Raw genomic sequence first — 21,735 nt, forward strand, 5'->3', positions numbered from 1 at the left:
AATCGGTAGCTTGGCGGCCAATCAGTCAGCAAGGTTCACCCTTCCGGGGTGGGTCTGTGCCTTGGGGAGGCTCGGCAAGTGCACGGCATGAGTCTGGTTCTGAGCGCTGCGGTCGAGAGCAGCAGCATGACCGCTACCGCTGCTGGTCCCGTGGGTCTGATCGCGGTCACAGCCGGTGCGGGTGGTCTGCTGTACGGCCTGGTGAAGCGGCGCAAGCCCGCTCCGGTGTCGGCGGCGAACCAGCGCATCGACCTCGTCTCGCCGGAAGCGGCCCAGGACTGATCCGGCTCCGCGCTGATCCACCTGGTCTGAGAAGATTTCGTCCGTGTCCACGGAGAACGCGCCTGCAGAGCCCGTAAAGCGCCCCCGCGTCCTGTCCGGCATCCAGCCGACGGCCGGGTCGTTCCACCTCGGCAACTACCTGGGCGCGATCCGGCAGTGGGTGGCCCTGCAGGAGGCGCACGACGCGTTCTACTGCGTCGTCGACCTGCACGCGATCACCGTGGAGCAGAACCCGAAGGAACTGCGCCAGAACACGCGCGTCTCGGCCGCCCAGCTGCTCGCGCTGGGCATCGACCCGGACCGCGCGACGCTGTTCGTGCAGTCGCACGTCCCGGAGCACGCCCAGCTCGGCTGGGTCATGCAGTGCCTGACCGGTTTCGGCGAGGCGGCGCGGATGACGCAGTTCAAGGACAAGTCCGCGCGCCAGGAGCAGTCCGTCGGCGTCGGCCTGTTCACGTACCCGATCCTGCAGGCCGCGGACATCCTGCTGTACCAGGCGCACTACGTGCCGGTCGGCGAGGACCAGCGGCAGCACCTGGAGCTGACCCGCGACCTCGCGACGCGGTTCAACTCGCGCCACGGCAGGACGTTCCGCCTGCCCGAGGCGTACATCGTCAAGGACACGGCCAAGATCTTCGACCTGCAGGACCCGACGGCGAAGATGAGCAAGTCGGTGCCCGGCGGCGTCGTGGAGCTGCTGGAGGACCCGAAGCGGTCGGCCAAGAAGATCCGCTCGGCGGTCACCGACACCGGCCGCGAGATCGTCTTCGACGTCGAGAACAAGCCGGGCGTCTCGAACCTGCTGACGATCTACTCGGCCCTGACCGGCCGCTCGATCGAGTCGCTGGTCGCCGACTACGACGGCAAGGGCTACGGCGACCTGAAGAAGGACCTCGGCGAGGTCTTCACCGAGTGGGTCACGCCGGTCCAGGACCGCGTGAAGATGTACCTCGACGACGTGGCCTCGCTGGACAAGATCCTGGCCCGCGGCGCCGAGCGGGCCCGTGAGGTCGCGTCCGGCACGTTGCGCCGCACGTACGAGAAGATCGGCTTTGTGCTGCCCGAGTAGTGCACTTGCACTAGCGTCCTGATCGTGGACAAGTGGCGGCGGAAGTACGCGTGGCTCGACCACGTCATGCTGGCGTACGAGCGGTTCACCGAGAGATACGGCACGCACTACGCCGCTGCCGTCACGTACTTCAGCGTGCTCTCGCTCGTGCCGATCCTGATGATCGGGTTCGCGATCGCTGGTTTCGTGCTGCAGTCACAGCCCGATCTGCTCGCCGACCTGCGCGCCAGCATCGCCGAGGCCGTGCCGGACAAGCAGCTGAGCGAGCAGATCAACGAGGCCGTCAACACCGCCCTGGAGTCCAAGGGCACCGTCGGCATCATCGGCCTGCTCGGCGCCGCCTACTCCGGCCTGGGGTGGATGGGCAACCTCCGCGACGCCCTGACCGCGCAGTGGGGCCACGGCAAGGAGAACCTGCCGTTCTTCGGCACGCTGTGGCGCGACCTGCTCGCGTTGGTCGGCCTGGGACTCGCGATCGTGCTGTCGTTCGGCATCACGGCGCTGGGAACCGGTTTCGCGGAGCAGGTCCTCGAGTGGATGGGGCTGGCGAACGCCGGCTGGGCGCACGTCCTGCTGCGGATCGGCACGATCGTCCTGTCGCTGCTGGCGAACTGGATGGTGTTCCTCTGGGTGCTCGCGCGCCTGCCCCGCAAGCCCGTCGGCCTGCGTTCGGCGCTGCGGGGTGCCTTCGCGGCCGCGATCGGGTTCGAGGTGCTCAAGCAGGCGGCCACGATCTTCCTGTCGTTCGTGACGTCCTCGCCGACCTCGGCCGCGTTCGGGTCCGTGATCGGTGTGCTGGTGTTCGCGAACCTGGTGGCGCAGTTCATCCTGTTCATCACGGCCTGGACCGCGACGGCCAGGGAGAACCGGGAACCCGAGGTCGTGCAGCCACCGCCGCCCGCCGTGATCCAGCCCGTGGTGGCGGTGCGGTCGGGGCCTTCGCCGACGTTGCTGCTGGGCGCCGGTGCCGTGGTCGGAGCGCTGCTCGGCACCCGGTGGCGGCGTCGCTAGGGCCTGAGGTGCGGGACGCCTGAACGACGGTCATGGAACGAGAACGGCCCGGCGCGATCCGCGCCGGGCCGTTCGTTTCGAGCTCTCAGACGCCCTGTGCCGCCTGCGCGGCCTGGCGTCGTGCCCGTGCCGCCTTAGCCCGCTTGCTGCGGATGTAGAAGAGCACAGCGGCCAGCAGGCCGATGCCCGCCGCGGCCGTGATCGGCAGACCGACGGTGCCGAACGCGGTCGGCGTCGGGCGGCCCGTGCGCGGGTCGGCGGCGGCCGCGTCGTCGCTGCCGTTGTTGCTCTGCGTGGGGACGACGTTCTGCTTCGGCTGCGGGGCTCCGTCGACGAGCTTGCCGACGCCGCCGGGACCCATCGCGAAGCCGTAGTCGAGCAGCGTGGCGGCCTGGGCCTCGATGCGCGTGGGCGTCTGCTGGCCGCGCAGCAGGACGACGACGAGGCGACGGCCGTTGCGCTCGGCGGCACCCACGTAGGTGTGCTGCGCGTCGTCGGTGAAGCCGGTCTTGCCGCCGATCGCGCCCTGGTAGTTGCTGAGCAGGCGGTTGTCGTTCGTCAGCAGGATCGTGCCGCCGTTGCGGCCGGGGAACTGCGCCTGCTTGAGCTTGATGGCCTGCGCGAACTCCTCGTACTTCATCGCGCCGCGGAAGATCAGGCCGACGTCGTAGGCCGACGTGCTGGTGCCGGGCCCGTCGAGGCCGGACGGGGTCACGGCGCGGGTGTCGAGGGCGCCGAGCTCCCTGGCCATGGCGTTCATCTTGCGCAGGGCGTTCGGCACACCGCCGAGCTGGCGGGCCAGCGTGTGCGCCACGTCGTTGCCCGAGGTGAGCAGCAGGCCGTGCAGCAGCTGGCGGACCGTGTACTGGCCGCCGTCGCGCAGGCCGACGCAGGTGCACTCCTGCTGCGTGTCCTCGGCGCTGGCGGTGACGACGAGGTCGCCCCGCAGTTCCTTGGCGACGACCATCGCGAGGAGCACCTTCACGATGCTTGCCGGACGCTGACGGCCGTGCGGGTCGTACGCGGCGATGACCGCGCCGCTGTCCATGTCCGCGAGCAGCCACGAGGCCGCGGTGATGCCGCTGGGCGGCTGCGCCGAGTTCGGCGGCAGGATCAGGCCGCACTCGCCCAGCCGGTCGCCGCCGATGGGCTTCTCCGGCACCTCGAGCGGCGTGGGCGCCTTCTGGCCGGGCGCGGGCTGCTCGGACGTGTCCACCGGGGGTGGCGGGGTCTCGCGGTTAGCGCACTGCGCCGAGCCGGCGGCCTGCTGTGCGGTGCCGGTCGGTGCGGCGAACGCGGCTGTGGCCGTTGCTAGGACCAGGGCGACGATGAGCCGTTTGGTGAAGGGCACGGGCTCCAGGCTATCCACCCCCGTTTAGCGCCTTGCACGCACCACGTCCGATACTGGTCGCCGTGAAGCTCTCGCGCCCGATGTCACTCTTCCTGGTGGCTTTCGGAGTGTGGTCGTGGGTGATCTGGCCCACGTTCCTGAAGAACATCTGGAAGGACCCCCGTTCGTTCAGCGACGGACCTACCGCGTTCTTCACCGTGCACCTGCTGCTCGTGATCGCCTCGCTCGTGTTCGGCACCATCATCGGCGTGCTGGGCGTGCGGGGATTCCTGGCCACCCGACGTCGATAAGGACAAACGCTGTGGAGTTCGTACGCCTGTTGCTGGTGTTCCTGCACCTGCTGGGCATGGGCATGCTCGTCGCGATGATCATGTTGCAGGCCAGGGCGGGGAAGGACGCGCCGGTCAACAAGGGCTGGCTGCACGGCGCCGCCCTGCAGTTGCTCACGGGCGTCGCGTTGGTCGGCATCGACCCGTTGGTCGACTCGGTGAAGTACGACCACATCAAGATCGGCGTCAAGCTGCTGGTGGTCGTGGCCATCGCGGCCGTCGTGGCGATCAGTGTGAACAAGCCGAAGGCCCCGTCCTGGCTCCTGCCGACGGCCGCCTCGCTCGTCGTGCTGAACGTGGGCATCGCCGTCTTCTGGACCTGATCGGGGGATGTCGCCCGCACTGGCGGGTGACGTGTGCCTGCTTTCCGCGCGACGTGCCGTACCTGCGCGGAAGCATCCGTGGGCATGTCACGTATCGCCTATATCGGCGTACTCGCCGCCGGGGCAGTGTTGACGGTCGTCTCGCTGCACGGTGCCGCCCCGGAGGCTTCGGCCTCCCGGGATGGCCGGGTGTGCGCCGCTGCGTGGTGCCCGGAAGAACGCCCAGGATGGCGCGCGCCGGCGCCGAGAGGTGAAGAACCTCCGACATCGTCCACGACCCCATCGACGACCTACACGAAGCCTTCGACCACCTACACGAAGCCTTCGACGACCACGTCCACCACCACCACCACCACCACGACCACGGACACGACGTCGTCGACCACGACCACCCCGCCGACGTCGACCTCGACGACGACGTCCGGTTCGACGACCTCGTCCACGACGACGCCCCCGGCTTCGACCACGACCACCACTCCGCCCACGACGACGAAGCCTCCGGTGGTGACCACCCCGGCCACGAGGCCCCCGGTCCACCAGGACAACCGGCTGGCCGACACCGGCGCCTCGACCACGTGGATGCTGCTGCTAGGCGTACTGCTCCTCGTCGGCGGCACGGCTCTGCTACTGCTCGACCGCGCCCGGCGCCTGTCCCGGCGCTGATCGCCGAAAACTGTCAGTGGTCCTCGTCACACTGATGACGTGCGAATCGAACAACTGCGCGAACGCAGCGATCTCGGCGTCATCAGTGCCGGCGCCCTGAAGGCCCTGGGCGTCTCGAACCCCTGGCGGCGGTGCGCCTCGGGCGGGCCGTGGCAGCGCATGTACCCCGGTGTCGTGCTGCTGCACAACGGCCCGCCCACACCGGACCAACGGCTCACCGCGGCCCTGCTCCGAGCGGGACCGGGCGCCGTCGTCACGGGAGCCGAGGCGTGCCGCCGCCACGGCCTGGTGGCGCGCGGCCAGGAGATCCACCTGCTGGTGCCGGGTTCGGTGCGCGGCAGCGGCTCGCTGATCGTGGAACGAGCCTCGCCGATGCCGCCTGCCTCCGACGTGGGCGGCTTCCCCGTCGTGTCCGCTGCCAGGGCGGTCGTCGACGCGTGCCGCCAGATGCGGTCCGCCGACGAGGCCACGGCGCTGGTCGGCGCCGCCATCCAGAAGGGCCGCTGCACGCCCGAAAGCCTCGCCGCCGAGGCGCGCACGAACCGCTACGGCACCAAGCTGGTCCGTACCGTGCTCCGGGAGCTGGGCCGGGCGGAGTCGGTGGCCGAACGGGACGCCCGCCGGTTGTCACGCCGGATCCGGCTCACCACACCGCACTGGAACGTCACGATCGCCGACGCGGACGGCGTGATCGTCGGCCGGCCGGACGCCTGGTTCGACGACGTGGGGCTGGCGTGGGAGATCGACTCCCGCGCGTTCCACTACGGGCCACGGGACTACGAACGGACCCTCGTGCGCAACAGTCGTTATGCGGCAGCGGGAATCCTCGTGGTGCAGACGCTGCCGACGCGGCTGCGCGACCATCCGGAGGTGGTGGCGCGGGAGCTGGCGAAGGCGCATGCGGCGGCAGCGGCGCGGCCCCGGCCGTCGGTGCGGATCGTGGAGGTGACCTGAGCTCGGCTGGACCTGGTGCCGCTCAGCGCCAGGCGAACAGTCCGGCTGTGTCCATTGCGACTCGGCTGCGGGACCGTCGGGAGGTGGTGGCGCGGGGGTTGGTGAAGGCGCATGCGGCGGCAGCGGCGCGGCCCCGGCCGTCGGTGCGGATCGTGGAGGTGACCTGAGCCCGTGCCGCTCAGCGCGGGATGAACAGTCCCGCTGTGGCCATCGCGACCCGTCGGCGCGCGGCCGCCTCGTCGTCGTCGAACCGGTCGACGGCCCACGACAGGGCGAGCACCAGCTCGTACACCTCGCCCGCGGCGACCGGGCCGGCCAGGTCCCCGGCGGCCTTCGCCGCGTCGAGAAGGTCGGCCGTCCGCTCGAGCAGCGGGTCGCAGGTGGGTTTCATCGGCGACTCGGCGTTGTGCAGGGCGGTGGCCAGGCAGTACGGCAGGTCGTGCCAGATGCGCAACCGCCAGGTCACCAGCACCAGCCACTCGGTGAGCGCCTCGCGCGGCGGGAGGGTGCGCGACAACTCGTCGGCCTCGGCCAGCGCCTCGTCGAAGCTGCTCGCGATGACGGCGGCGAGCAGGTCGTCGCGGGTGGGGAAGTTGCGGTAGAGCGTGGCGTTACCGACGCCGGCGCGTAGCGCGATGCCGTCGAGTGAGGCCAGTACGCCCTCGGCCTCGAAGACCTCGCGGGCCGCGTCGAGGATCGCGTCGCGGTTGCGCTGGGCGTCGGCGCGCAGCTTCCGGACAGTGGCCATCGACACTCCTCCTGGATAAATGGGGACTTTCCCCGGATAGTGGTATCGGGGATGTTCCCCACTTAAAGGAGAGTCTAGATGAGTCAGTCACTCGACGGCCGCACTGTGCTCGTGACCGGGGCCAACGGCGGTCTCGGCGAGCAGTTCGTGCGGCAGGCGTTGGCACGGGGCGCGGCGAAGGTCTACGCCACCGCCCGCGCCACGAAGCAGTGGGACGACGTCCGGGTCCACCCGCTCGCCCTCGATCTCATCGATCCGGGCAGCGTCGAGCGCGCCGCCGCGACCGCGACGGACGTCGACCTGCTGGTCAACAACGCGGCCGTCGCACCGGCCGGCGACTCCATCTCCGGACCGGAGGACGAGCTCCGCCGGATCTTCGAGACCAACTTCTTCGGCAACCTCCGGGTCGCCAACGCCTTCAGCCCGGTGCTCGCGGCCAACGGCGGCGGCACGCTGCTGAACGTCCTGTCCGCGGCGGCCTGGAGCAACGTGCCGACCGGCTACGGGGCGTCGAAGGCGGCGATGTGGTCGGCCACCAACGCGCTGCGCGCCCAGCTCGGCCCGCGCGGCACGCAGGTGATCGGCCTTCTCGTCGGCATGGTCGACACCCCGATGTCGGCCCGCTGGGACGTGCCGAAGGTCAGCGCCGAAAGCGTTGTGGCTCAGGCGTACGACGCCGTCGCGGACGGGTCGATCGAGGTGCTGGCGGACGAGGTCACGCGGGATCTGAAGTCCCGGCTGGGCACCAGGGCCGAGGAGCTCTACCCGTGGCTCGACGAGCAGCTCGCCTCGTTCGTGCCCTGATCCGCGGGACCAGCGCCGGCGGCATCGACCCCCCAGAGTCCCCCGGCCGCCCGCGAAACGGCGAGGCGCCGCGCCCCCGAACGGGAGCGCGGCGCCTCGAAACCAAGAAACCCTCAGACGCGCTTGAACAGCAGCGCGCGCTTCACTTCCTGGATCGCCTTGGTGACCTGGATGCCACGCGGGCAGGCGTCGGTGCAGTTGAACGTGGTCCGGCACCGCCACACGCCGTCGATGTCGTTGAGGATGTCGAGCCGCTCCTCAGCGCCCTCGTCGCGCGAGTCGAAGATGAACCGGTGCGCGTTCACGATCGCCGCCGGGCCGAAGTACGAGCCCTCGGTCCAGTAGACCGGGCAGGAGGTGGTGCAGCAGGCGCACAGGATGCACTTCGTGGTGTCGTCGAAGCGCTCGCGGTCGGCGGCGGACTGGATGCGCTCGCGCGTCGGCTCGTTGCCGTAGGTCACGAGGTACGGCTTGACGGCACGGAACGCCTCGAAGAACGGCTCCATGTCGACGAGCAGGTCCTTGTGCACCGGCAGGCCCTTGATGGGCTCGATGGTGATCGTGGTCTGCTTGCCGCCCTTCTGCAGCAGGTCCTTCAGCAGGACCTTGCACGCCAGGCGGTTCACGCCGTTGATGCGCATGGCGTCCGAGCCGCAGATGCCGTGGGCGCAGGAGCGGCGGAACGTCAGCGTGCCGTCCACGTACCACTTGATGTGGTGCAGCAGGTTCAGCACGCGGTCCGAGGGCAGCGCGGGGATGTCGAACGAGTCCCAGCGCGGCTCGTCGTCGATCTCCGGGTTGAACCGGCGGATCTTCACGGTGACCGTGACAGCGCCGTCCGGAACCGGGGGCTGCGAGCCGCGCGAGCCGGAAACAGTTTCAGCGGTGGCGGTCATCAGTACTTGCGCTCCATCGGCTTGTACCGGGTAAAGGTCACGGGCTTGTAGTCGAGCCGGATGTCCGCGGACAAACCGTCGCCCTGCTTGTAGAACATGCTGTGGCGCATGAAGTTCGTGTCGTCGCGGTTCGGGTAGTCCTCGCGGGCGTGACCGCCGCGGGACTCCTTGCGCGCGAGCGCACCGTGCACGAGGACCTCGGCGAGCTCCAGCAGGAAGCCGAGCTCGACGGCCTCCAGCAGGTCGGTGTTGAAGCGCTTGCCCTTGTCCTGCACGGAGATGTGCGCGTAGCGCTCCTTCAGTGCCTGGACGTCGTGCAGCGCCTGCTTCAGCGTGTCCTCGGTGCGGTACACGGACGCGTTGGCGTCCATGGTGGCCTGCAGCTCGGTGCGGATGTCCGCCACGCGCTCCTGGCCGTGCTCCGACAGCGCCAGTGCGACCTGCGCCTCGACCTGGGCGGCCGGGTTCTCCGGCAGGTCGACGTGCGACTCGCGCGACAGCGCGTACTCCGCGGCGGCGATGCCGGCGCGGCGGCCGAAGACGTTGATGTCCAGCAGCGAGTTGGTGCCCAGGCGGTTCGCGCCGTGCACCGAGACGCACGCGCACTCGCCGGCCGCGTACAGGCCCGGAACGACGTTGTCGTTGTCCCGCAGCACTTCGCCGTGGACGTTCGTCGGGATGCCGCCCATCGCGTAGTGCGCGGTCGGGTACACCGGGACGGGCTCGACGACCGGGTCGACGGCCAGGTAGGTGCGCGCGAACTCGGTGATGTCCGGCAGCTTCGACTCCAGCACCTCGGCGCCGAGGTGCGTGCAGTCGAGCAGCACGTAGTCCTTGTTCGGGCCGGCGCCGCGGCCTTCCAGCACTTCGAGGGCCATCGAGCGGGCCACGATGTCGCGCGGCGCCAGGTCCTTGATGGTCGGGGCGTAGCGCTCCATGAACCGCTCACCCGAGGCGTTGCGCAGGATCGCGCCCTCACCTCGCGCACCCTCGGTCAGCAGGATGCCGAGACCGGCGAGGCCGGTCGGGTGGAACTGGTAGAACTCCATGTCCTCCAGGGGCAGGCCCTTGCGGAAGACGATGCCCATGCCGTCACCGGTCAGCGTGTGGGCGTTCGACGTGGTCTTGAAGACCTTGCCGAAGCCACCGGTCGCGAACACGACGGACTTGGCCTGGAAGACGTGGATCTCACCGGTCGCGAGCTCGTAGGCGACGGCGCCGGTGCAGACCGGGCCGTTCTCCGTCTCGGTCAGGCAGATGTCGAGCACGTAGAACTCGTTGAAGAACTCGATGCCGTGCTTGACGCAGTTCTGGTATAGCGTCTGGAGAATCATGTGACCGGTGCGGTCCGCGGCGTAGCAGGCGCGGCGCACGGCGGCTTCACCGTGGTTGCGCGTGTGGCCGCCGAACCGGCGCTGGTCGATCTTGCCCTCGGGCGTGCGGTTGAACGGCAGGCCCATCTTCTCGAGGTCGAGAACGGCGTCGATGGCCTCCTTCGCCATGATCTCGGCGGCGTCCTGGTCGACCAGGTAGTCGCCGCCCTTGATCGTGTCGAAGGTGTGCCACTCCCAGTTGTCCTCCTCGACGTTGGCGAGGGCGGCGCACATGCCGCCCTGGGCCGCGCCGGTGTGCGAACGCGTGGGGTAGAGCTTGGTGAGCACCGCGGTGCGGGCGCGCTGGCCGGACTCGATCGCCGCGCGCATTCCGGCACCACCAGCGCCGATGATGACTACGTCGTACTTGTGGAACTGCATTGTGGTGGGCTCCCCGCGCGGGTCAGTTCGAGATGTTCGGGTCGAAGGTGAAGATCACGAACGTGCCGAGCGAGACGATCAGCACCATCGAGACGTAGAGCAGCATCTTCAACCAGAACCGGGTGGAGTCCTTGCGCGCGTAGTCGTTGATGATCGTCCGCACGCCGTTCCCGCCGTGGATCTGCGCGAGCCAGAGCATCGCGAGGTCCCAGAACTGCCAGAACGGTGATGCCCAGCGTCCGGCGACGAAACCGAAGTTGATGCGGTGGATGCCACCGTCGAGGATGTTCATGATGAACAGGTGGCCGAGCACCAGGATCACGAGCAGCAGGCCGGAGAGGCGCATGAAGAGCCAGCTGTAGAGCTCGCCGTTGCTGCGGCGGGCCGCGGGGCGGCGCGGCGAGCGGGGCTTGTCGAGTGCGAGGGACATGGTCAGTGGCTCCCCATCAACTCGGAGATCGTGCGCGCGAGCATGAAGTAGGTGCCGGGGATCATCACGGCGACCCACACGCCCAGCACGGTCCAGAGCATGACGCGCTGGTACTTGGCGCCCTTCTCCCAGAAGTCGACCAGCATGACCCGGATGCCGTTGAGCGCGTGGTAGAGCACCGCGCCGACGAGGCCGACCTCGAAGAGGTTGACGACCGGGTTCTTGTAGGTCTCGATCACCGCGTCGTACGCGTTCGGGGACACGCGCACGAGGGCGGTGTCGAGCACGTGCGTGAAGAGGAAGAAGAACGTGAGGACACCGGTGATCCGGTGGGCGACCCAGGACCACATGCCCAGATCGCCGCGGTAGAGCGTCCCACCCCCTCGGGTGGTGCCCGACCGCTCGGGTGCGCCTGCGCTGGTCATGCGCCGCGGCCTCCAACGTCAGTGGTGGTGGTCGGCGAGCGTTTCCGCTCTCGCCCGACCATGACCGGAAAATCGTAGTCCCGCACGTTGGAACGAACCCAGCAGGCGCACCCGCTCTGTGATCGATGAGACACGCTGTCGATCGGCCAAGCGGTCTTTATCGATCCCGAAATGCGTCCCACGCCACACTGCCGGGAACGCGGGGGCCCTACGTTTCCTTCAGAGGAACGCGGGGCCCCAGCGTTCCGGAAAGACGATGGCGGGCCGGTGGCGGGCAGAGCGGGGGCACTCGAACGCCGGGCCCGGCGCGCGGGACTGGGCCGTTCGGACGATGATCAGGCCGGTGAAGCGGCCGAAGAGGACGTTTCGCCACGCGGTGAACACGAGTGATCACCACTCGTGCGACCTAAGCGTCGAATGCGTAACCGATAGGGGTCTTTGTAGGTGCTGGCCGCAACGGGGTTGGTTACTAAGAGGTACGGTGCCGCGTCTAGGACCCAACAATGTCGTTGGGGAGGAACCTCAGGGAGGAGACGAGCCGTGCGTCGTCGTATGCGTGGTGTCGCGGTCGCCGCGATCGCGTTGACCAGCGTGATGACTATGGCCGCCTGCGCGAAGGACTCGGGTGGCGGCAGCAACAACGGGAGTGCCGGTACCGGCGCCGCCTGCGAGTTCGCCACGCCTCCCTCAGCGCCCGCCACCTCGAACACCAGCGCCGCCAACGGTGACAAGGTGGACGGAAGCGCGCTCAAGGTCGGTCTGGCCTACGACATCGGTGGCCGTGGCGACGCGTCGTTCAACGACTCCGCCGCCGCCGGTCTCGACAAGGCCATCGCGGACATGGGCGTGAAGAAGGAGAACACCCGCGAGCTGTCCGCCGCGCCGAACGAGGACGAGTCCGCGAAGCAGACCCGGCTGCGCCAGCTGGCGAGCGAGGGCTTCAGCCCGATCATCGGTGTCGGCTTCGCCTACGCCGAGTCGCTGAAGGTCGTCGCGCCGGAGTTCCCGAACGTCAAGTTCGGCCTGGTCGACGGCTCCGTCGAGGGCGCGGCCAACGTCACGCCGCTGCTGTTCGCCGAGCACGAGGGCTCCTTCCTGGCCGGCGTCATCGCCGCGTACCAGAGCAAGAAGTGCCACGTCGGCTTCGTCGGCGGCGTCGAGATCCCGCTGATCCAGAAGTTCGAGGCGGGCTACTTCCAGGGCGCCAAGACCGCCGCGCCGAAGATCGAGCTCGAGAAGTCGTACATCACCCCGGCCGGTGACTTCACCGGTTTCCAGGACGCGCCGAAGGGCCTGGAAGCCGCGAAGGGCCAGATCGACAAGGGTGCCGACGTGATCTACCAGGCTGCCGGTGCCTCCGGTAAGGGCATCTTCTCGGCCGCCAAGCAGGGTGGCGCGCTGGCCATCGGCGTCGACTCCGACCAGTACAACCAGGCGACCGTCGCGGACACCAAGGACGTCATCGTCTCGTCGATGCTCAAGCGCGTCGACGTCGCGGTCTACGACTTCATCAAGGCCGTCGCGAAGAACGACATCGCGTCGCTGCCGAAGGTCTTCGACCTCAAGGTGAACGGTGTCGGTTACTCCACCTCGGGTGGCAAGATCGACGCGAAGCTGCAGGGCATCCTCGAGGGCTACAAGGCCCAGATCATCGAGGGCAAGATCAAGGTCGCGGACACGCCGTAGTCCGTTAGTCGTTGCACGTGCCGGGCCCTGTGAGGATCTGCCCTCACAGGGCCTGGTGCGTGGTAGGAGGGGCACTCGACGATGAGCAGTTCCACGTCCGCACGGACGGACGATCCCCCCGCGGTGGTGCTCACCGGCATCACGAAGCGGTTCCCCGGTGTGGTCGCCAACAGCGACGTCCACCTGACCGTCCGCCGTGGCGAGGTCCACGCGCTCTGCGGTGAGAACGGCGCGGGCAAGTCCACCCTGATGAAGATCCTCTACGGCATGCAGCCGCCGGACGAGGGCACCATCGAGGTGAACGGCGGCCAGGTGCGGTTCCGCACCCCGTCCGACGCCATCAAGGCCGGGATCGGCATGGTGCACCAGCACTTCATGCTCGCCGACAACCTCACCGTCCAGGAGAACGTGGTCCTGGGCGCCGAGGCACTGCACGGCATCGGCCAGAAGGCCCGCAGGCGCATCATCGAGCTGTCCGGCAAGACCGGCCTCAACGTCGACCCCGGTGTGCTCGTCGAGCAGCTCGGTGTCGCGGACCGGCAGCGCGTCGAGATCCTCAAGGTGCTCTACCGCGGCGCCAAGGTGATCATCCTGGACGAGCCCACCGCCGTGCTCGTGCCGCAGGAGGTCAACGAGCTCTTCGACACCGTGCGCGGCATGCAGGAGCAGGGCTACACGTTCCTGTTCATCTCGCACAAGCTCGACGAGGTCCGCGCGATCGCGGACTCCGTCACGGTGATCCGCCGCGGCACGACCGTGGGCAGCGCGGACCCGAAGACGGTGTCGTCGCGTCAGCTCGCCGAGATGATGGTCGGCAGCGAGCTCCCCAGCCCGGAGACCCGCGAGTCCACCGTCACCGACACCGTCGTGCTCGACGTCAAGGGCCTGAAGCTGCTCACCCCGGACGGCTCGCGGCCGATCCTCGACGACGTGGACCTGGTGGTCCGTTCCGGCGAGGTCGTCGGCATCGCCGGTGTCGAGGGCAACGGCCAGACCGAGCTCGTCGAGACCATCATGGGCATGCGCAAGGCCGGCAGCGGCAGGATCACGTTGCGGGACAAGGACATCACGAAGCTGGGCACGCTCGCCCGGCGCGAGGCCGGCATCGGTTACGTGCCGGAGGACCGCCACCGCCACGGCCTGCTGCTCACGCAACCCCTTTGGTACAACCGGATCCTCGGCTACCAGACCCGCAAGCCGACGGCCAAGGGCATCTGGCTCGACACCGACGGCGCGAAGAAGGACACCGAGCGGATCGTCGCCGACTTCGACGTCCGCACGCCCGGCATCGACGTGCCCGCGGCGGCACTGTCCGGCGGCAACCAGCAGAAGCTCGTCGTCGGCCGCGAACTGTCCGGCGACCCGGTGCTGCTGATCGCCTCGCACCCGACCCGCGGTGTGGACGTCGGCGCGCAGGCGTTGATCTGGGACGAGATCAAGCGCGCCCGCGCCGCCGGTCTCGCCGTGCTGCTGATCTCCGCCGACCTGGACGAGCTGATCGGCCTGTCGGACACGATCAAGGTGATGCTGCGCGGCCGCCTGGTGGCCGACGCCGACCCGAACACCGTGACGCCCGAGGACCTCGGCAGCGCGATGACCGGTGCGGGCAGCACGAGTGCCGCGGTTCACCAGACCGCCGCGGTCGAGGAAGGCGAGAACTGATGGGACACCTGCGCGGCAAACTCCTGCCGCCCGCGTTGGCGATCGTCTTCTCGATGCTGCTGTGCGGCGTGGCGCTCGTGATCTCCGGCGCGAACCCGCTCAGCGCGTTCGGTGCGATGGTGACGCAGGTCGGCAAGGGCACGACGCTCGTCGACATCATCAACTCGACGGGCATCTACTACATCGCGGCGCTCGCGGTGGCGATCGGGTTCCAGATGAACCTGTTCAACATCGGTGTCGAGGGCCAGTACCGCGTCGCGGCCGTGGTCGCCGCGATCGTCGGCGGCTCGATCGCGCTGCCCACCGGCATCCACACGCTGGTGATCATCATCGTGGCCGCGATCGCCGGTGCCGCCTGGGCCGCGATCCCCGCGATCCTCAAGGTGACCCGAGGCGTCAACGAGGTCATCTCGACGATCATGATGAACGGCCTGGCGATCGGCCTGTCCGCCTACCTGATCCGCCGCGACGTCTTCGGTGAGCTGCGGGGCAACAACATCCGCACCGCGGAGATCCCGGAGAGCGGCTGGATGCCCGGCATCTCGTTCGGTGGCGGCGGCACGATGTTCGGCTTCATCTTCGTGGCCATCGCGCTCGGCGTCGGCTACTGGATCATGATGAACCGCACCCGGTTCGGCTTCGAGCTGCGCGCGTCGGGCGAGTCGTCCACCGCCGCGTCCGCCGGTGGTGTCAACGCCAAGAAGATGGTGCTGGTCTCGATGCTGCTCTCCGGAGCCATCGCGGGCCTCATCTCGCTGCCGGAACTGCTCGGCCGCGACCACACGTTCAGCCTGAACTTCACCGCGGGCATCGGGTTCTCGGGCATCGCGATCGCGCTGCTCGGCCGCAACCACCCCGGTGGCATCGCGTTCGGCGCACTGCTCTGGGCGTTCCTCGACAAGTCGGGCCTCGCGCTCGACAACGTCGGTGTGCCCAGGGAGATCGTCACCATCATGCAGGGCTCGATCGTCCTGTCCGTCGTCGTCGCGTACGAGGTGGTGCGCCGCTTCGAGCTCGCCGCCGAACAGCGCCGCGTCGGCCGTGAGCTCGGAACTGTCGGAGGTGCCGCGTGATCTCGACGTTGGAGGAGAAGCCCCACGTCCCGGCGGCGCCTCGCAAGCGCAGGTTCCCGGGCTGGGCCGTCGCCATGCTCGGTGTGGCGGGCGCGATCGCGTTGCTGTCGATCACCTCGTACCAGACCGGCTTCCCGCAGCTGACGTCGTCGGGCACGACGCAGACCGCGGTCCGGCTCGCGCTGCCGATCCTGCTCGCCGGTCTCGGCGGGCTGTGGGCGGAACGCGCGGGCGTGGTCAACATCGGCCTCGAAGGCATGATGATCATGGGCACCTGGGGCGCGGCGTGGGCCGGCTACCAGTGGGGCCCGTGGGCCGCTCTCGTCGCGGCCGTGGTGTTCGGTTCGCTGGGCGGTCTGCTGCACGCGATCGCCACGGTCACGTTCGGCGTCAACCACATCGTCTCCGGTGTGGCGATCAACCTGCTCGGCGCCGGTCTGACGAAGTACCTGTCGACGCTGATCTTCCTGCCGCTGTCGAACAACCCGCGGCAGTCGCCGCCGGTCGAGTCGTTCGGCACGTTCTCGGTAATGGGTCTCGGTGACTGGCTCGGTGAGCTCGAGGACGGGCAGCGCCTGTTCATCTCGGACGTCGCCGGCATCCTGCGCGGCCTCGTCACCGGTGTCTCGCCGCTGACGATGATCGCGATCCTGCTGCTGCCGCTGTCGTACTTCCTGCTCTGGCGCACCCGCTTCGGCCTGCGCCTGCGCTCGGTCGGCGAGAACCCGCACGCCGCGGACTCGCTGGGCGTCAAGGTGTACTTCCACAAGTACGTCGCCGTGATCGTCTCCGGTGGTCTCGCCGGCCTGGGTGGCGCCGCGCTGGTGCTGAACCCCGGCCAGCTGTCCTACCTGGAGGGACAGACCGGTGGCCGTGGCTACATCGGTCTCGCCGCGATGATCTTCGGCAACTGGCGGCCAGGTGGCCTGCTCGGTGGCGCGGCGCTGTTCGGTTACGCCGACGGCCTGCAGCTGCGGTCCGGCGGCGACACGGTGCTGGCGCTGGTCTACGGCGTGGTGCTGCTGCTCGGTGTGATCGTGGTGTGGCAGCTCATCCGCCGCAAGTGGTTCTCCGCCGCTGCCGCGATCTTCGTGGCCGTGGTGCTGTACCTGCTCTACATCAGCCTCGACGAGATCCCCAGCGAGTTCGTCTCCTATGCCCCGCACATGGTGACGCTGGCCGTGCTGGCCGTGGCGTCGCAGCGGTTGCGGATGCCGGCCGCCGACGGTCTGGTGTACCGCCGTGGCTGACATCGACTGGGAGCTGCTGCGGGCACGGGCCGTGGAAGCGGCGCAGTCCGCCTACTGCCCGTACTCCGGGCTGCAGGTGGGATCGGCGGCGTTGTGCGACGACGGCCGCATCGTGGTGGGCTGCAACATCGAGAACGCCTCCTACGGCGTCGGTCTGTGCGCCGAGTGCGCGATGGCCGGCCAGTTGCGGCTCACGGGCGGCGGCCGGTTCGTCGCCGTGGCCTGTCGTTCCGGTGCCGGTGAGCTGCTGATGCCGTGCGGCCGGTGTCGGCAGGTCCTGTACGAACTGGGCGGCCGGGACTGCCTGGTGGACACGCCGTCCGGGGTGCTGCCGATGTCCTCGGTGCTGCCGGACGCGTTCGGACCGGAGGACCTGCCATGAGCTTTTCCGCCGTGGACGTCATCCGCGCCAAGCGCGACGGGCTGACGTTGTCCGACGCACAGATCGACTGGGTGATCGACGCCTACACGCGTGGCGCCGTCGCGGACGAGCAGATGTCCGCGCTGGCCATGGCGATCTTCCTCAACGGCATGTCTCCCGCGGAGACCGCGCGCTGGACGCAGGCGATGATCTCGTCGGGCGAGCGGTTGTCGTTGCACGTCGACCGCCCGACCGTGGACAAGCACTCGACGGGCGGTGTCGGCGACAAGATCACGTTGCCGCTGGCGCCGCTCGTGGCCGCCTGTGGTGCCGCCGTGCCGCAGCTGTCGGGGCGCGGGCTGGGCCACACCGGTGGGACGCTGGACAAGCTGGAGTCGATCCCTGGGTGGCGGGCCGCACTGTCCACTTCGGAGATTCTCGAGCAGCTCTCCGCGGTCGGCGCCGTGGTTTGCGCTGCCACCGAAGGCCTTGCTCCGGCCGACCGCAAGCTCTACGCGTTGCGCGACGTCACCGGCACCGTCGAGGCGATTCCGCTGATCGCGTCCTCGATCATGTCGAAGAAGATCGCGGAGGGCGCCGAGTCGCTGGTGCTGGACGTGAAGGTCGGTTCCGGCGCGTTCATGAAGGACCTGCCCTCTGCTCGCGCGCTGGCCGAGGCGTTGGTGGCCATCGGTGTCGAGCACGGCGTGCGGATCTCGGCGCTGCTGACCGACATGTCGGTGCCTCTCGGCCGCGCTGTCGGCAACGCGGTCGAGGTGGCCGAGTCGGTTGACGTGCTGCGCGGCGGCGGTCCCGCCGACGTCGTCGAGCTGACCGTGGCGCTGGCCTCGGAAATGCTGTCGCTGGCCGGGATCTCGGCCGATCCGGCCGCCGTGCTGGCGTCCGGTGAGGCCTACGAGGTGTGGGCGCGGATGATCCGGGCCCAGGGCGGCGATCCCGAGGCCGCACTGCCCGTCGCCGCGCACAAGCACGTGGTCGCGGCGCCCGCGTCCGGTGTGCTGTCCACTTTGGATGCTTACGGCGTCGGGGTGGCGGCGTGGCGGCTCGGTGCCGGCCGGGCGCGCAAGGAGGACCCGGTGCAGGCCGGTGCCGGTGTGCTCTGCCTGGCCAAGCCCGGTGACGCCGTGGAGGCCGGGCAGCCGTTGCTGGAGCTGTACACCGACACCCCGGACGCGGTCGACGGCGCCTTGCAGGCGTTGGAAGGTGCCTACTCGGTCACCGGCTCCGCGCCGGAGCGTTCGCCGCTGGTGATCGACACCATCCGCGGCCAGGCCTAGCCGACGAGCGAGCCCGCCAGGGGTGACCTGTCCTGCTTCCACAGCACGCACAGGATCTCCTGGCGGCCCGGCGTGGCGGCGTCGTTGTACGCCTCCCACTCCTTCTGCGTGGGCACGAGCCCGGTGAAGCCGATGGGCTCCTTGATGTTCGGCTCGATGGCCTTGAACTGCTCGGTGCAGTAGTTCTTCGTGAAGTCGGCGAGCCACTGCGTGCCGGGGTAGGCGGTGTCCTTCGGCTTGTCCCACAACGGGGTCGCCGCGGAGAAGAGCTGGATGCCGTGCGGGCCGTCGCACGGCACGTTCGTCCGCACCGGCGAGCCCTGGGTGAGGAAGTCCTTCGCGCACTGCGTTCCGGAGAGGTTCCACTCCGGCACGTCGCCGCCGCGGCCGAACGTGGCGATGCGGCGTGACGGCAGTGGGGCGCCGACCGGCAGTTCCGCTGCCTCGGTCCACTCGGTGGAGTTCTCCCGCGGCTGGCTGGTGCCGGTGTTCGGGGCGGCGTTCGAGGTCTCCTCTGGCTTGAAGACCTGGTAGCCGGCGAACGCGGCACCCGCGAGCACGGCGATGCCCACGACCACGGCGGCGACCTTGACGGCCGTGCCCTTCTTCTTGCCGCCGCCGTCGTTGTACGGCAGCGAGACGCGCGTGGCGCCCTGGGTGATCGCGGTCAGCATCTGACGGGCCTGGGGCCCGGTCAGCCGGCGCGCCGGATCGACGGTCAGGAAACCGCGGATCACGTCGGCGAGCGCGGGGGAGGCCCGGCGCAACACCGGCGGCTCGTTCATGACCGCGTGCAACGTCGACGCGGTGGACGTGCGCTCGAACGGGCTGACGCCTTCGACCGCGTGCGCCATCGTGACGCCCAGAGCCCACAGGTCGGACGCCGGCGAGGCCTCCCAGCCGTGCAGCCGGTCCGGCGACATGTACGCGGGCGAGCCGACGATGCCGCCGTTGTGCGTGAGCCGCGGGTCGTCCATCGCCTGCGCGATGCCGAAGTCCGTGAGCTTCACGGCCCCGTCCGGCCGCACCATGATGTTGCTGGGCTTCACGTCCCGGTGCACGATGCCGGCCTGGTGAGCGGTCTCCAGCGCTCCCAGCACCTGCAGCGCGACGCCCGCCATCCACGTCGAGTCCCGCGGCCCGTGCCGCTGCACGATGGTAGCGAGGTCCAGCGCGTCGACCAGCTCCATCGCGAGGTAGGTGCGGTCGTTCTCGCGGACGATGTCGTAGACCGTGACGACGGCGGGGTGGTTCAGCCGGCCCGCGGTCCGCGCCTCGCGGAGCATGCGCTCCTCGAGCACGGTGCGCTCCTCGGCGGCGATGCCCTGCGGCGGGTGCAGCTCCTTGAGCGCGACGGCCCGGCCGAGCACCTGGTCCTGGGCGCGCCACACCACACCCATCGCACCGCGGCCGAGCTCGACGAGCAGGGTGTAGCGGTTGGCGACAAGTCGCTGTTGCTGCACGGACTTCCCTTCCTGACGCCCTCGGCTGCCCTTTTGGTCATCCCCAGATGGCGGCGAGCATAGCCACGACTCGTGTGAGCGCTCTCGTCATGGTCATGTTTGCCGCTCGCCGCAGGTTCACCGCAGACGACGAACGGCCTCGGAGCAGCTGCTCCGAGGCCGTTCGTCAAGTCAACCGGTCAGGCGGTCAGGCGCCCTCGGCCGCCAGGTCGTCGTCGTCCATGTCCTTGCCGCCGTTCGCCGGCTTCGGGCCGCCGTTCTTGCGGGTGCGGCGCTGCGGGCGCGGCAGGGCGGTGGGCGGCGGGGGAGGCGTGGGCGAGCCGCCGCCGAGGATGAGCTCGGCGAAGGTGGCCATGGCCTCGTCCAGCTGGCCGCCGATGCGCAGTTCCGACTCCTGGTTCGACTTGCGGACCAGGGACTGGAGCGCGTCGGCGTCCGGACGGGCGCCGACGGTCTCGGCGACCTTGGTGAGGCTCGCGTCCACCGAACCGCCGAGCTCGGCGATGCGGCTCGCGAAGCCGTCCTCGACCTTGTCCAGGCGGTCGGTCATCGTGTCGAGCTTCGAGGTGACCTGCTCCAGTCGACCGGCCAGGGCCTCGAGGCGGTCGGCGGAGTCGACCTGGTCGCGGGACTGCTCGATCGCCGCGTACAGGGCGGTGCGGGCCTCGTCCAGCTTGCCGTTGACGGTCTCGCGGGTGTCGGCGACGGCGGACGCCAGCTCGGTGCGGGTCTCGGCGAGGGAACCGGCGAGCGAGTCGCGGGTCTCGGCCAGGGACGACACGAGCGAGTCACGGGTCTGGGCCACCACGCCGGCCAGTTCGCCACGGGTCTCCGCCACGGCACCGGACAGCTCGGTACGGGTCTCGGCCAGCGCGCCGGACAGCTGGTTGTGGCGCTCGGTGACCGTGGAGGTCAGCTTCTCGCGGCTGTCGGCGATCGCGGAAGCCAGCTCCCCGCGGCTGTCGGCGATCGCGGTGACCAGCTCGGTGCGGGCGGCGGCGAGCGCGTCGCGCTGCTCGTCGGCGCGGCCGTGCACGCTGGAGAAGGACTCGGCGAGGATCTTCTGCAGTGCCTCGCGGGTGCCGTCGAGGTGCTCGTGCACGCCCTCGTCGACCTCGTCGAGGCGGCCGCGCAGCGCGGCTTCGAGCGCCTCGACGCGCTCGCGCAACGGGTTCGTGACGGCGGCCGGGATCGAGTCGACCTTGCCGTCCTGCTTGTCCAGGTGGCCGTCGAGGTCGTCGATGCGCTTGTGGATGCTGGAGAGCTTGTCCTCCAGGCCGTCCATGCGACCGGCGACGCCCTCGAAGCGGCCGGCGACGCCGTCGAGGCGGCCGTCCAGCTGGGCGAACGGCTTGGCGAGCTTGTCCACCAGCGCGTCAACCGCGCGACCGATGTCGGCGACGGCGTTGTCCTGGGCCTCCAGCTTGGCGAGGGCCTCGTCGAGGCGCTCCGCGAGGACGCTGACCTCGGTGCGGTCCGGCAGCTCCGACAGGCGCTTGCGGACCGAACCCAGCGACTCCAGAGGCGACATCCGGGCGTGGATCTCGTCCAACGCGTCGAAGATCTGCTGCTGCTCGCTCTCACGGATCTCCGCGGCGCGCGTGAGCATGTTGCGCATCCGATCGAAGGACATCGTGGAGTTGTTGTTCTCTGTCACGGCTGAGTGCCTTCGTCCAGGGGAGGGGGAGACCACGGGAGCCTATCCGCGTCGCGGGACCTCTCTGTACCACCCCCGCCAGAAAATGGCCGGGTGCGGACGGGCAACTGACCCGATCAGGTTACCTGACTACTCTGAACGCCAAGTTACCGGCCGGAAGCGGGCAGTAGCGGCCGGTGATGTTCCTACCTTGGGGTGACTCAAGCCCCAGAGTGGTTGCAGAAAGTTGCGAATCACGGATCTGCA

At 69.4% G+C, this 21,735-nt stretch carries 23 protein-coding genes; 14 read left to right on the forward strand and 9 right to left on the reverse strand.

Annotated elements, in window-relative coordinates:
* Window positions 1–87 precede the first annotated feature (87 nt).
* From ACRSBM_RS00435 to yhjD, 3 genes are read left to right on the forward strand one after another with little or no spacing between them, the layout of a single operon-like run.
* On the forward strand, window positions 88–282 hold the full coding sequence (locus tag ACRSBM_RS00435; RefSeq protein ID WP_434438525.1) for a hypothetical protein: 195 nt from the start codon (window positions 88–90) through the stop codon (window positions 280–282).
* 43 nt (window positions 283–325) lie between these two features.
* Window positions 326–1,351, forward strand: coding sequence for a tryptophan--tRNA ligase (gene trpS / locus ACRSBM_RS00440; RefSeq protein WP_434438527.1), 1,026 nt, complete (start codon window positions 326–328; stop codon window positions 1,349–1,351).
* 24 nt (window positions 1,352–1,375) lie between these two features.
* Entirely contained in the window at window positions 1,376–2,362 is a 987-nt protein-coding gene (gene yhjD / locus ACRSBM_RS00445; RefSeq protein ID WP_434438529.1) for an inner membrane protein YhjD, read from the forward strand.
* A gap of 85 nt (window positions 2,363–2,447) precedes the next feature.
* On the opposite strand, the gene ACRSBM_RS00450 is transcribed toward yhjD, so the two are convergent.
* Window positions 2,448–3,713: a D-alanyl-D-alanine carboxypeptidase family protein gene (locus ACRSBM_RS00450; RefSeq protein ID WP_434438531.1), complete on the reverse strand. Its 1,266-nt coding sequence runs from the start codon at window positions 3,711–3,713 to the stop codon at window positions 2,448–2,450.
* A 62-nt stretch (window positions 3,714–3,775) separates the two neighbouring features.
* On the opposite strand from ACRSBM_RS00450, the gene ACRSBM_RS00455 reads away from it, so the two are divergent.
* Both ACRSBM_RS00455 and ACRSBM_RS00460 read left to right on the forward strand, forming a co-directional pair.
* Window positions 3,776–4,003: an SCO4848 family membrane protein gene (locus ACRSBM_RS00455; protein ID WP_434438533.1), complete on the forward strand. Its 228-nt coding sequence runs from the start codon at window positions 3,776–3,778 to the stop codon at window positions 4,001–4,003.
* 11 nt (window positions 4,004–4,014) lie between these two features.
* Window positions 4,015–4,365 carry a hypothetical protein gene (locus ACRSBM_RS00460; protein ID WP_434438535.1) on the forward strand — a complete coding sequence of 117 codons (351 nt, stop codon included), beginning with the start codon at window positions 4,015–4,017 and terminating at the stop codon, window positions 4,363–4,365.
* Window positions 4,366–4,676: 311 nt separating this feature from the next.
* On the opposite strand, the gene ACRSBM_RS00465 is transcribed toward ACRSBM_RS00460, so the two are convergent.
* Window positions 4,677–4,877 (reverse strand): hypothetical protein, encoded by a 201-nt coding sequence (locus tag ACRSBM_RS00465; RefSeq protein WP_434438536.1) that lies wholly within the window; start codon window positions 4,875–4,877, stop codon window positions 4,677–4,679.
* On the opposite strand from ACRSBM_RS00465, the gene ACRSBM_RS00470 reads away from it, so the two are divergent.
* Window positions 4,870–5,028 carry an LPXTG cell wall anchor domain-containing protein gene (locus tag ACRSBM_RS00470; RefSeq protein WP_434438538.1) on the forward strand — a complete coding sequence of 53 codons (159 nt, stop codon included), beginning with the start codon at window positions 4,870–4,872 and terminating at the stop codon, window positions 5,026–5,028. The two genes, ACRSBM_RS00465 and ACRSBM_RS00470, sit on opposite strands and share 8 nt — an antisense overlap.
* Before the next feature lie 39 nt (window positions 5,029–5,067).
* On the forward strand, window positions 5,068–5,982 hold the full coding sequence (locus ACRSBM_RS00475; RefSeq protein ID WP_434438539.1) for a hypothetical protein: 915 nt from the start codon (window positions 5,068–5,070) through the stop codon (window positions 5,980–5,982).
* A gap of 178 nt (window positions 5,983–6,160) precedes the next feature.
* Here the strand turns inward: ACRSBM_RS00475 and ACRSBM_RS00480 are convergent, their stop codons facing one another.
* Window positions 6,161–6,730, reverse strand: a complete 570-nt coding sequence (locus ACRSBM_RS00480) for a TetR/AcrR family transcriptional regulator (RefSeq protein ID WP_434438540.1) — start codon at window positions 6,728–6,730, stop codon at window positions 6,161–6,163.
* Between the two features lie 78 nt (window positions 6,731–6,808).
* Here ACRSBM_RS00480 and ACRSBM_RS00485 point away from each other — a divergent pair, with 78 nt between their 5' ends.
* Window positions 6,809–7,534, forward strand: a complete 726-nt coding sequence (locus ACRSBM_RS00485) for an SDR family oxidoreductase (protein WP_434438542.1) — start codon at window positions 6,809–6,811, stop codon at window positions 7,532–7,534.
* Window positions 7,535–7,647: 113 nt separating this feature from the next.
* Here the strand turns inward: ACRSBM_RS00485 and ACRSBM_RS00490 are convergent, their stop codons facing one another.
* Genes ACRSBM_RS00490 through sdhC form a run of 4 tightly spaced genes read right to left on the reverse strand, consistent with a single transcriptional unit; the run spans window position 7,648 to window position 11,039 of the window.
* On the reverse strand, window positions 7,648–8,430 hold the full coding sequence (locus tag ACRSBM_RS00490; protein WP_434438543.1) for a succinate dehydrogenase iron-sulfur subunit: 783 nt from the start codon (window positions 8,428–8,430) through the stop codon (window positions 7,648–7,650).
* Window positions 8,430–10,184 (reverse strand): succinate dehydrogenase flavoprotein subunit, encoded by a 1,755-nt coding sequence (sdhA, locus tag ACRSBM_RS00495; RefSeq protein ID WP_434438545.1) that lies wholly within the window; start codon window positions 10,182–10,184, stop codon window positions 8,430–8,432. Before sdhA ends, ACRSBM_RS00490 begins: the two co-directional genes overlap by 1 nt.
* Before the next feature lie 22 nt (window positions 10,185–10,206).
* Window positions 10,207–10,614 carry a succinate dehydrogenase hydrophobic membrane anchor subunit gene (locus tag ACRSBM_RS00500; RefSeq protein ID WP_434438547.1) on the reverse strand — a complete coding sequence of 136 codons (408 nt, stop codon included), beginning with the start codon at window positions 10,612–10,614 and terminating at the stop codon, window positions 10,207–10,209.
* A gap of 2 nt (window positions 10,615–10,616) precedes the next feature.
* The gene (gene sdhC, locus ACRSBM_RS00505; RefSeq protein ID WP_434438549.1) at window positions 10,617–11,039 is read right to left on the reverse strand and encodes a succinate dehydrogenase, cytochrome b556 subunit; all 423 of its coding nucleotides are present in this window, start codon (window positions 11,037–11,039) and stop codon (window positions 10,617–10,619) included.
* 552 nt (window positions 11,040–11,591) lie between these two features.
* Between sdhC and ACRSBM_RS00510 the strand changes: the two genes are divergently transcribed.
* The 6 genes from ACRSBM_RS00510 to ACRSBM_RS00535 all read left to right on the forward strand — a co-directional run bounded on the left by ACRSBM_RS00510 (window position 11,592) and on the right by ACRSBM_RS00535 (window position 18,369).
* Window positions 11,592–12,725, forward strand: coding sequence for a BMP family lipoprotein (locus ACRSBM_RS00510; protein ID WP_434452905.1), 1,134 nt, complete (start codon window positions 11,592–11,594; stop codon window positions 12,723–12,725).
* An 81-nt stretch (window positions 12,726–12,806) separates the two neighbouring features.
* A complete protein-coding gene (locus ACRSBM_RS00515) occupies window positions 12,807–14,387 on the forward strand; it encodes an ABC transporter ATP-binding protein (protein ID WP_434438550.1) in 1,581 nt (526 codons plus the stop codon).
* Window positions 14,387–15,460: an ABC transporter permease gene (locus tag ACRSBM_RS00520; protein ID WP_434438552.1), complete on the forward strand. Its 1,074-nt coding sequence runs from the start codon at window positions 14,387–14,389 to the stop codon at window positions 15,458–15,460. Before ACRSBM_RS00515 ends, ACRSBM_RS00520 begins: the two co-directional genes overlap by 1 nt.
* Window positions 15,457–16,710 (forward strand): ABC transporter permease, encoded by a 1,254-nt coding sequence (locus tag ACRSBM_RS00525; protein ID WP_434438554.1) that lies wholly within the window; start codon window positions 15,457–15,459, stop codon window positions 16,708–16,710. The genes ACRSBM_RS00520 and ACRSBM_RS00525 overlap by 4 nt, the downstream gene beginning before the upstream one ends.
* Complete coding sequence (locus ACRSBM_RS00530; RefSeq protein ID WP_434438556.1) at window positions 16,703–17,092, forward strand: cytidine deaminase; 390 nt, start codon at window positions 16,703–16,705, stop codon at window positions 17,090–17,092. The genes ACRSBM_RS00525 and ACRSBM_RS00530 overlap by 8 nt, the downstream gene beginning before the upstream one ends.
* Window positions 17,089–18,369 (forward strand): thymidine phosphorylase, encoded by a 1,281-nt coding sequence (locus ACRSBM_RS00535; RefSeq protein ID WP_434438558.1) that lies wholly within the window; start codon window positions 17,089–17,091, stop codon window positions 18,367–18,369. Before ACRSBM_RS00530 ends, ACRSBM_RS00535 begins: the two co-directional genes overlap by 4 nt.
* On the opposite strand, the gene ACRSBM_RS00540 is transcribed toward ACRSBM_RS00535, so the two are convergent.
* Together ACRSBM_RS00540 and ACRSBM_RS00545 are read right to left on the reverse strand one after the other, a co-directional pair.
* On the reverse strand, window positions 18,366–19,832 hold the full coding sequence (locus ACRSBM_RS00540) for a serine/threonine-protein kinase (RefSeq protein WP_434438559.1): 1,467 nt from the start codon (window positions 19,830–19,832) through the stop codon (window positions 18,366–18,368). The genes ACRSBM_RS00535 and ACRSBM_RS00540 overlap by 4 nt on opposite strands.
* A gap of 187 nt (window positions 19,833–20,019) precedes the next feature.
* Entirely contained in the window at window positions 20,020–21,489 is a 1,470-nt protein-coding gene (locus ACRSBM_RS00545; RefSeq protein WP_434438561.1) for a hypothetical protein, read from the reverse strand.
* Window positions 21,490–21,735 lie beyond the last annotated feature (246 nt).

This window comes from Lentzea xerophila, from assembly GCF_051094245.1.
GTDB classification, from domain to species: Bacteria; Actinomycetota; Actinomycetes; order Mycobacteriales; family Pseudonocardiaceae; genus Lentzea; species Lentzea xerophila.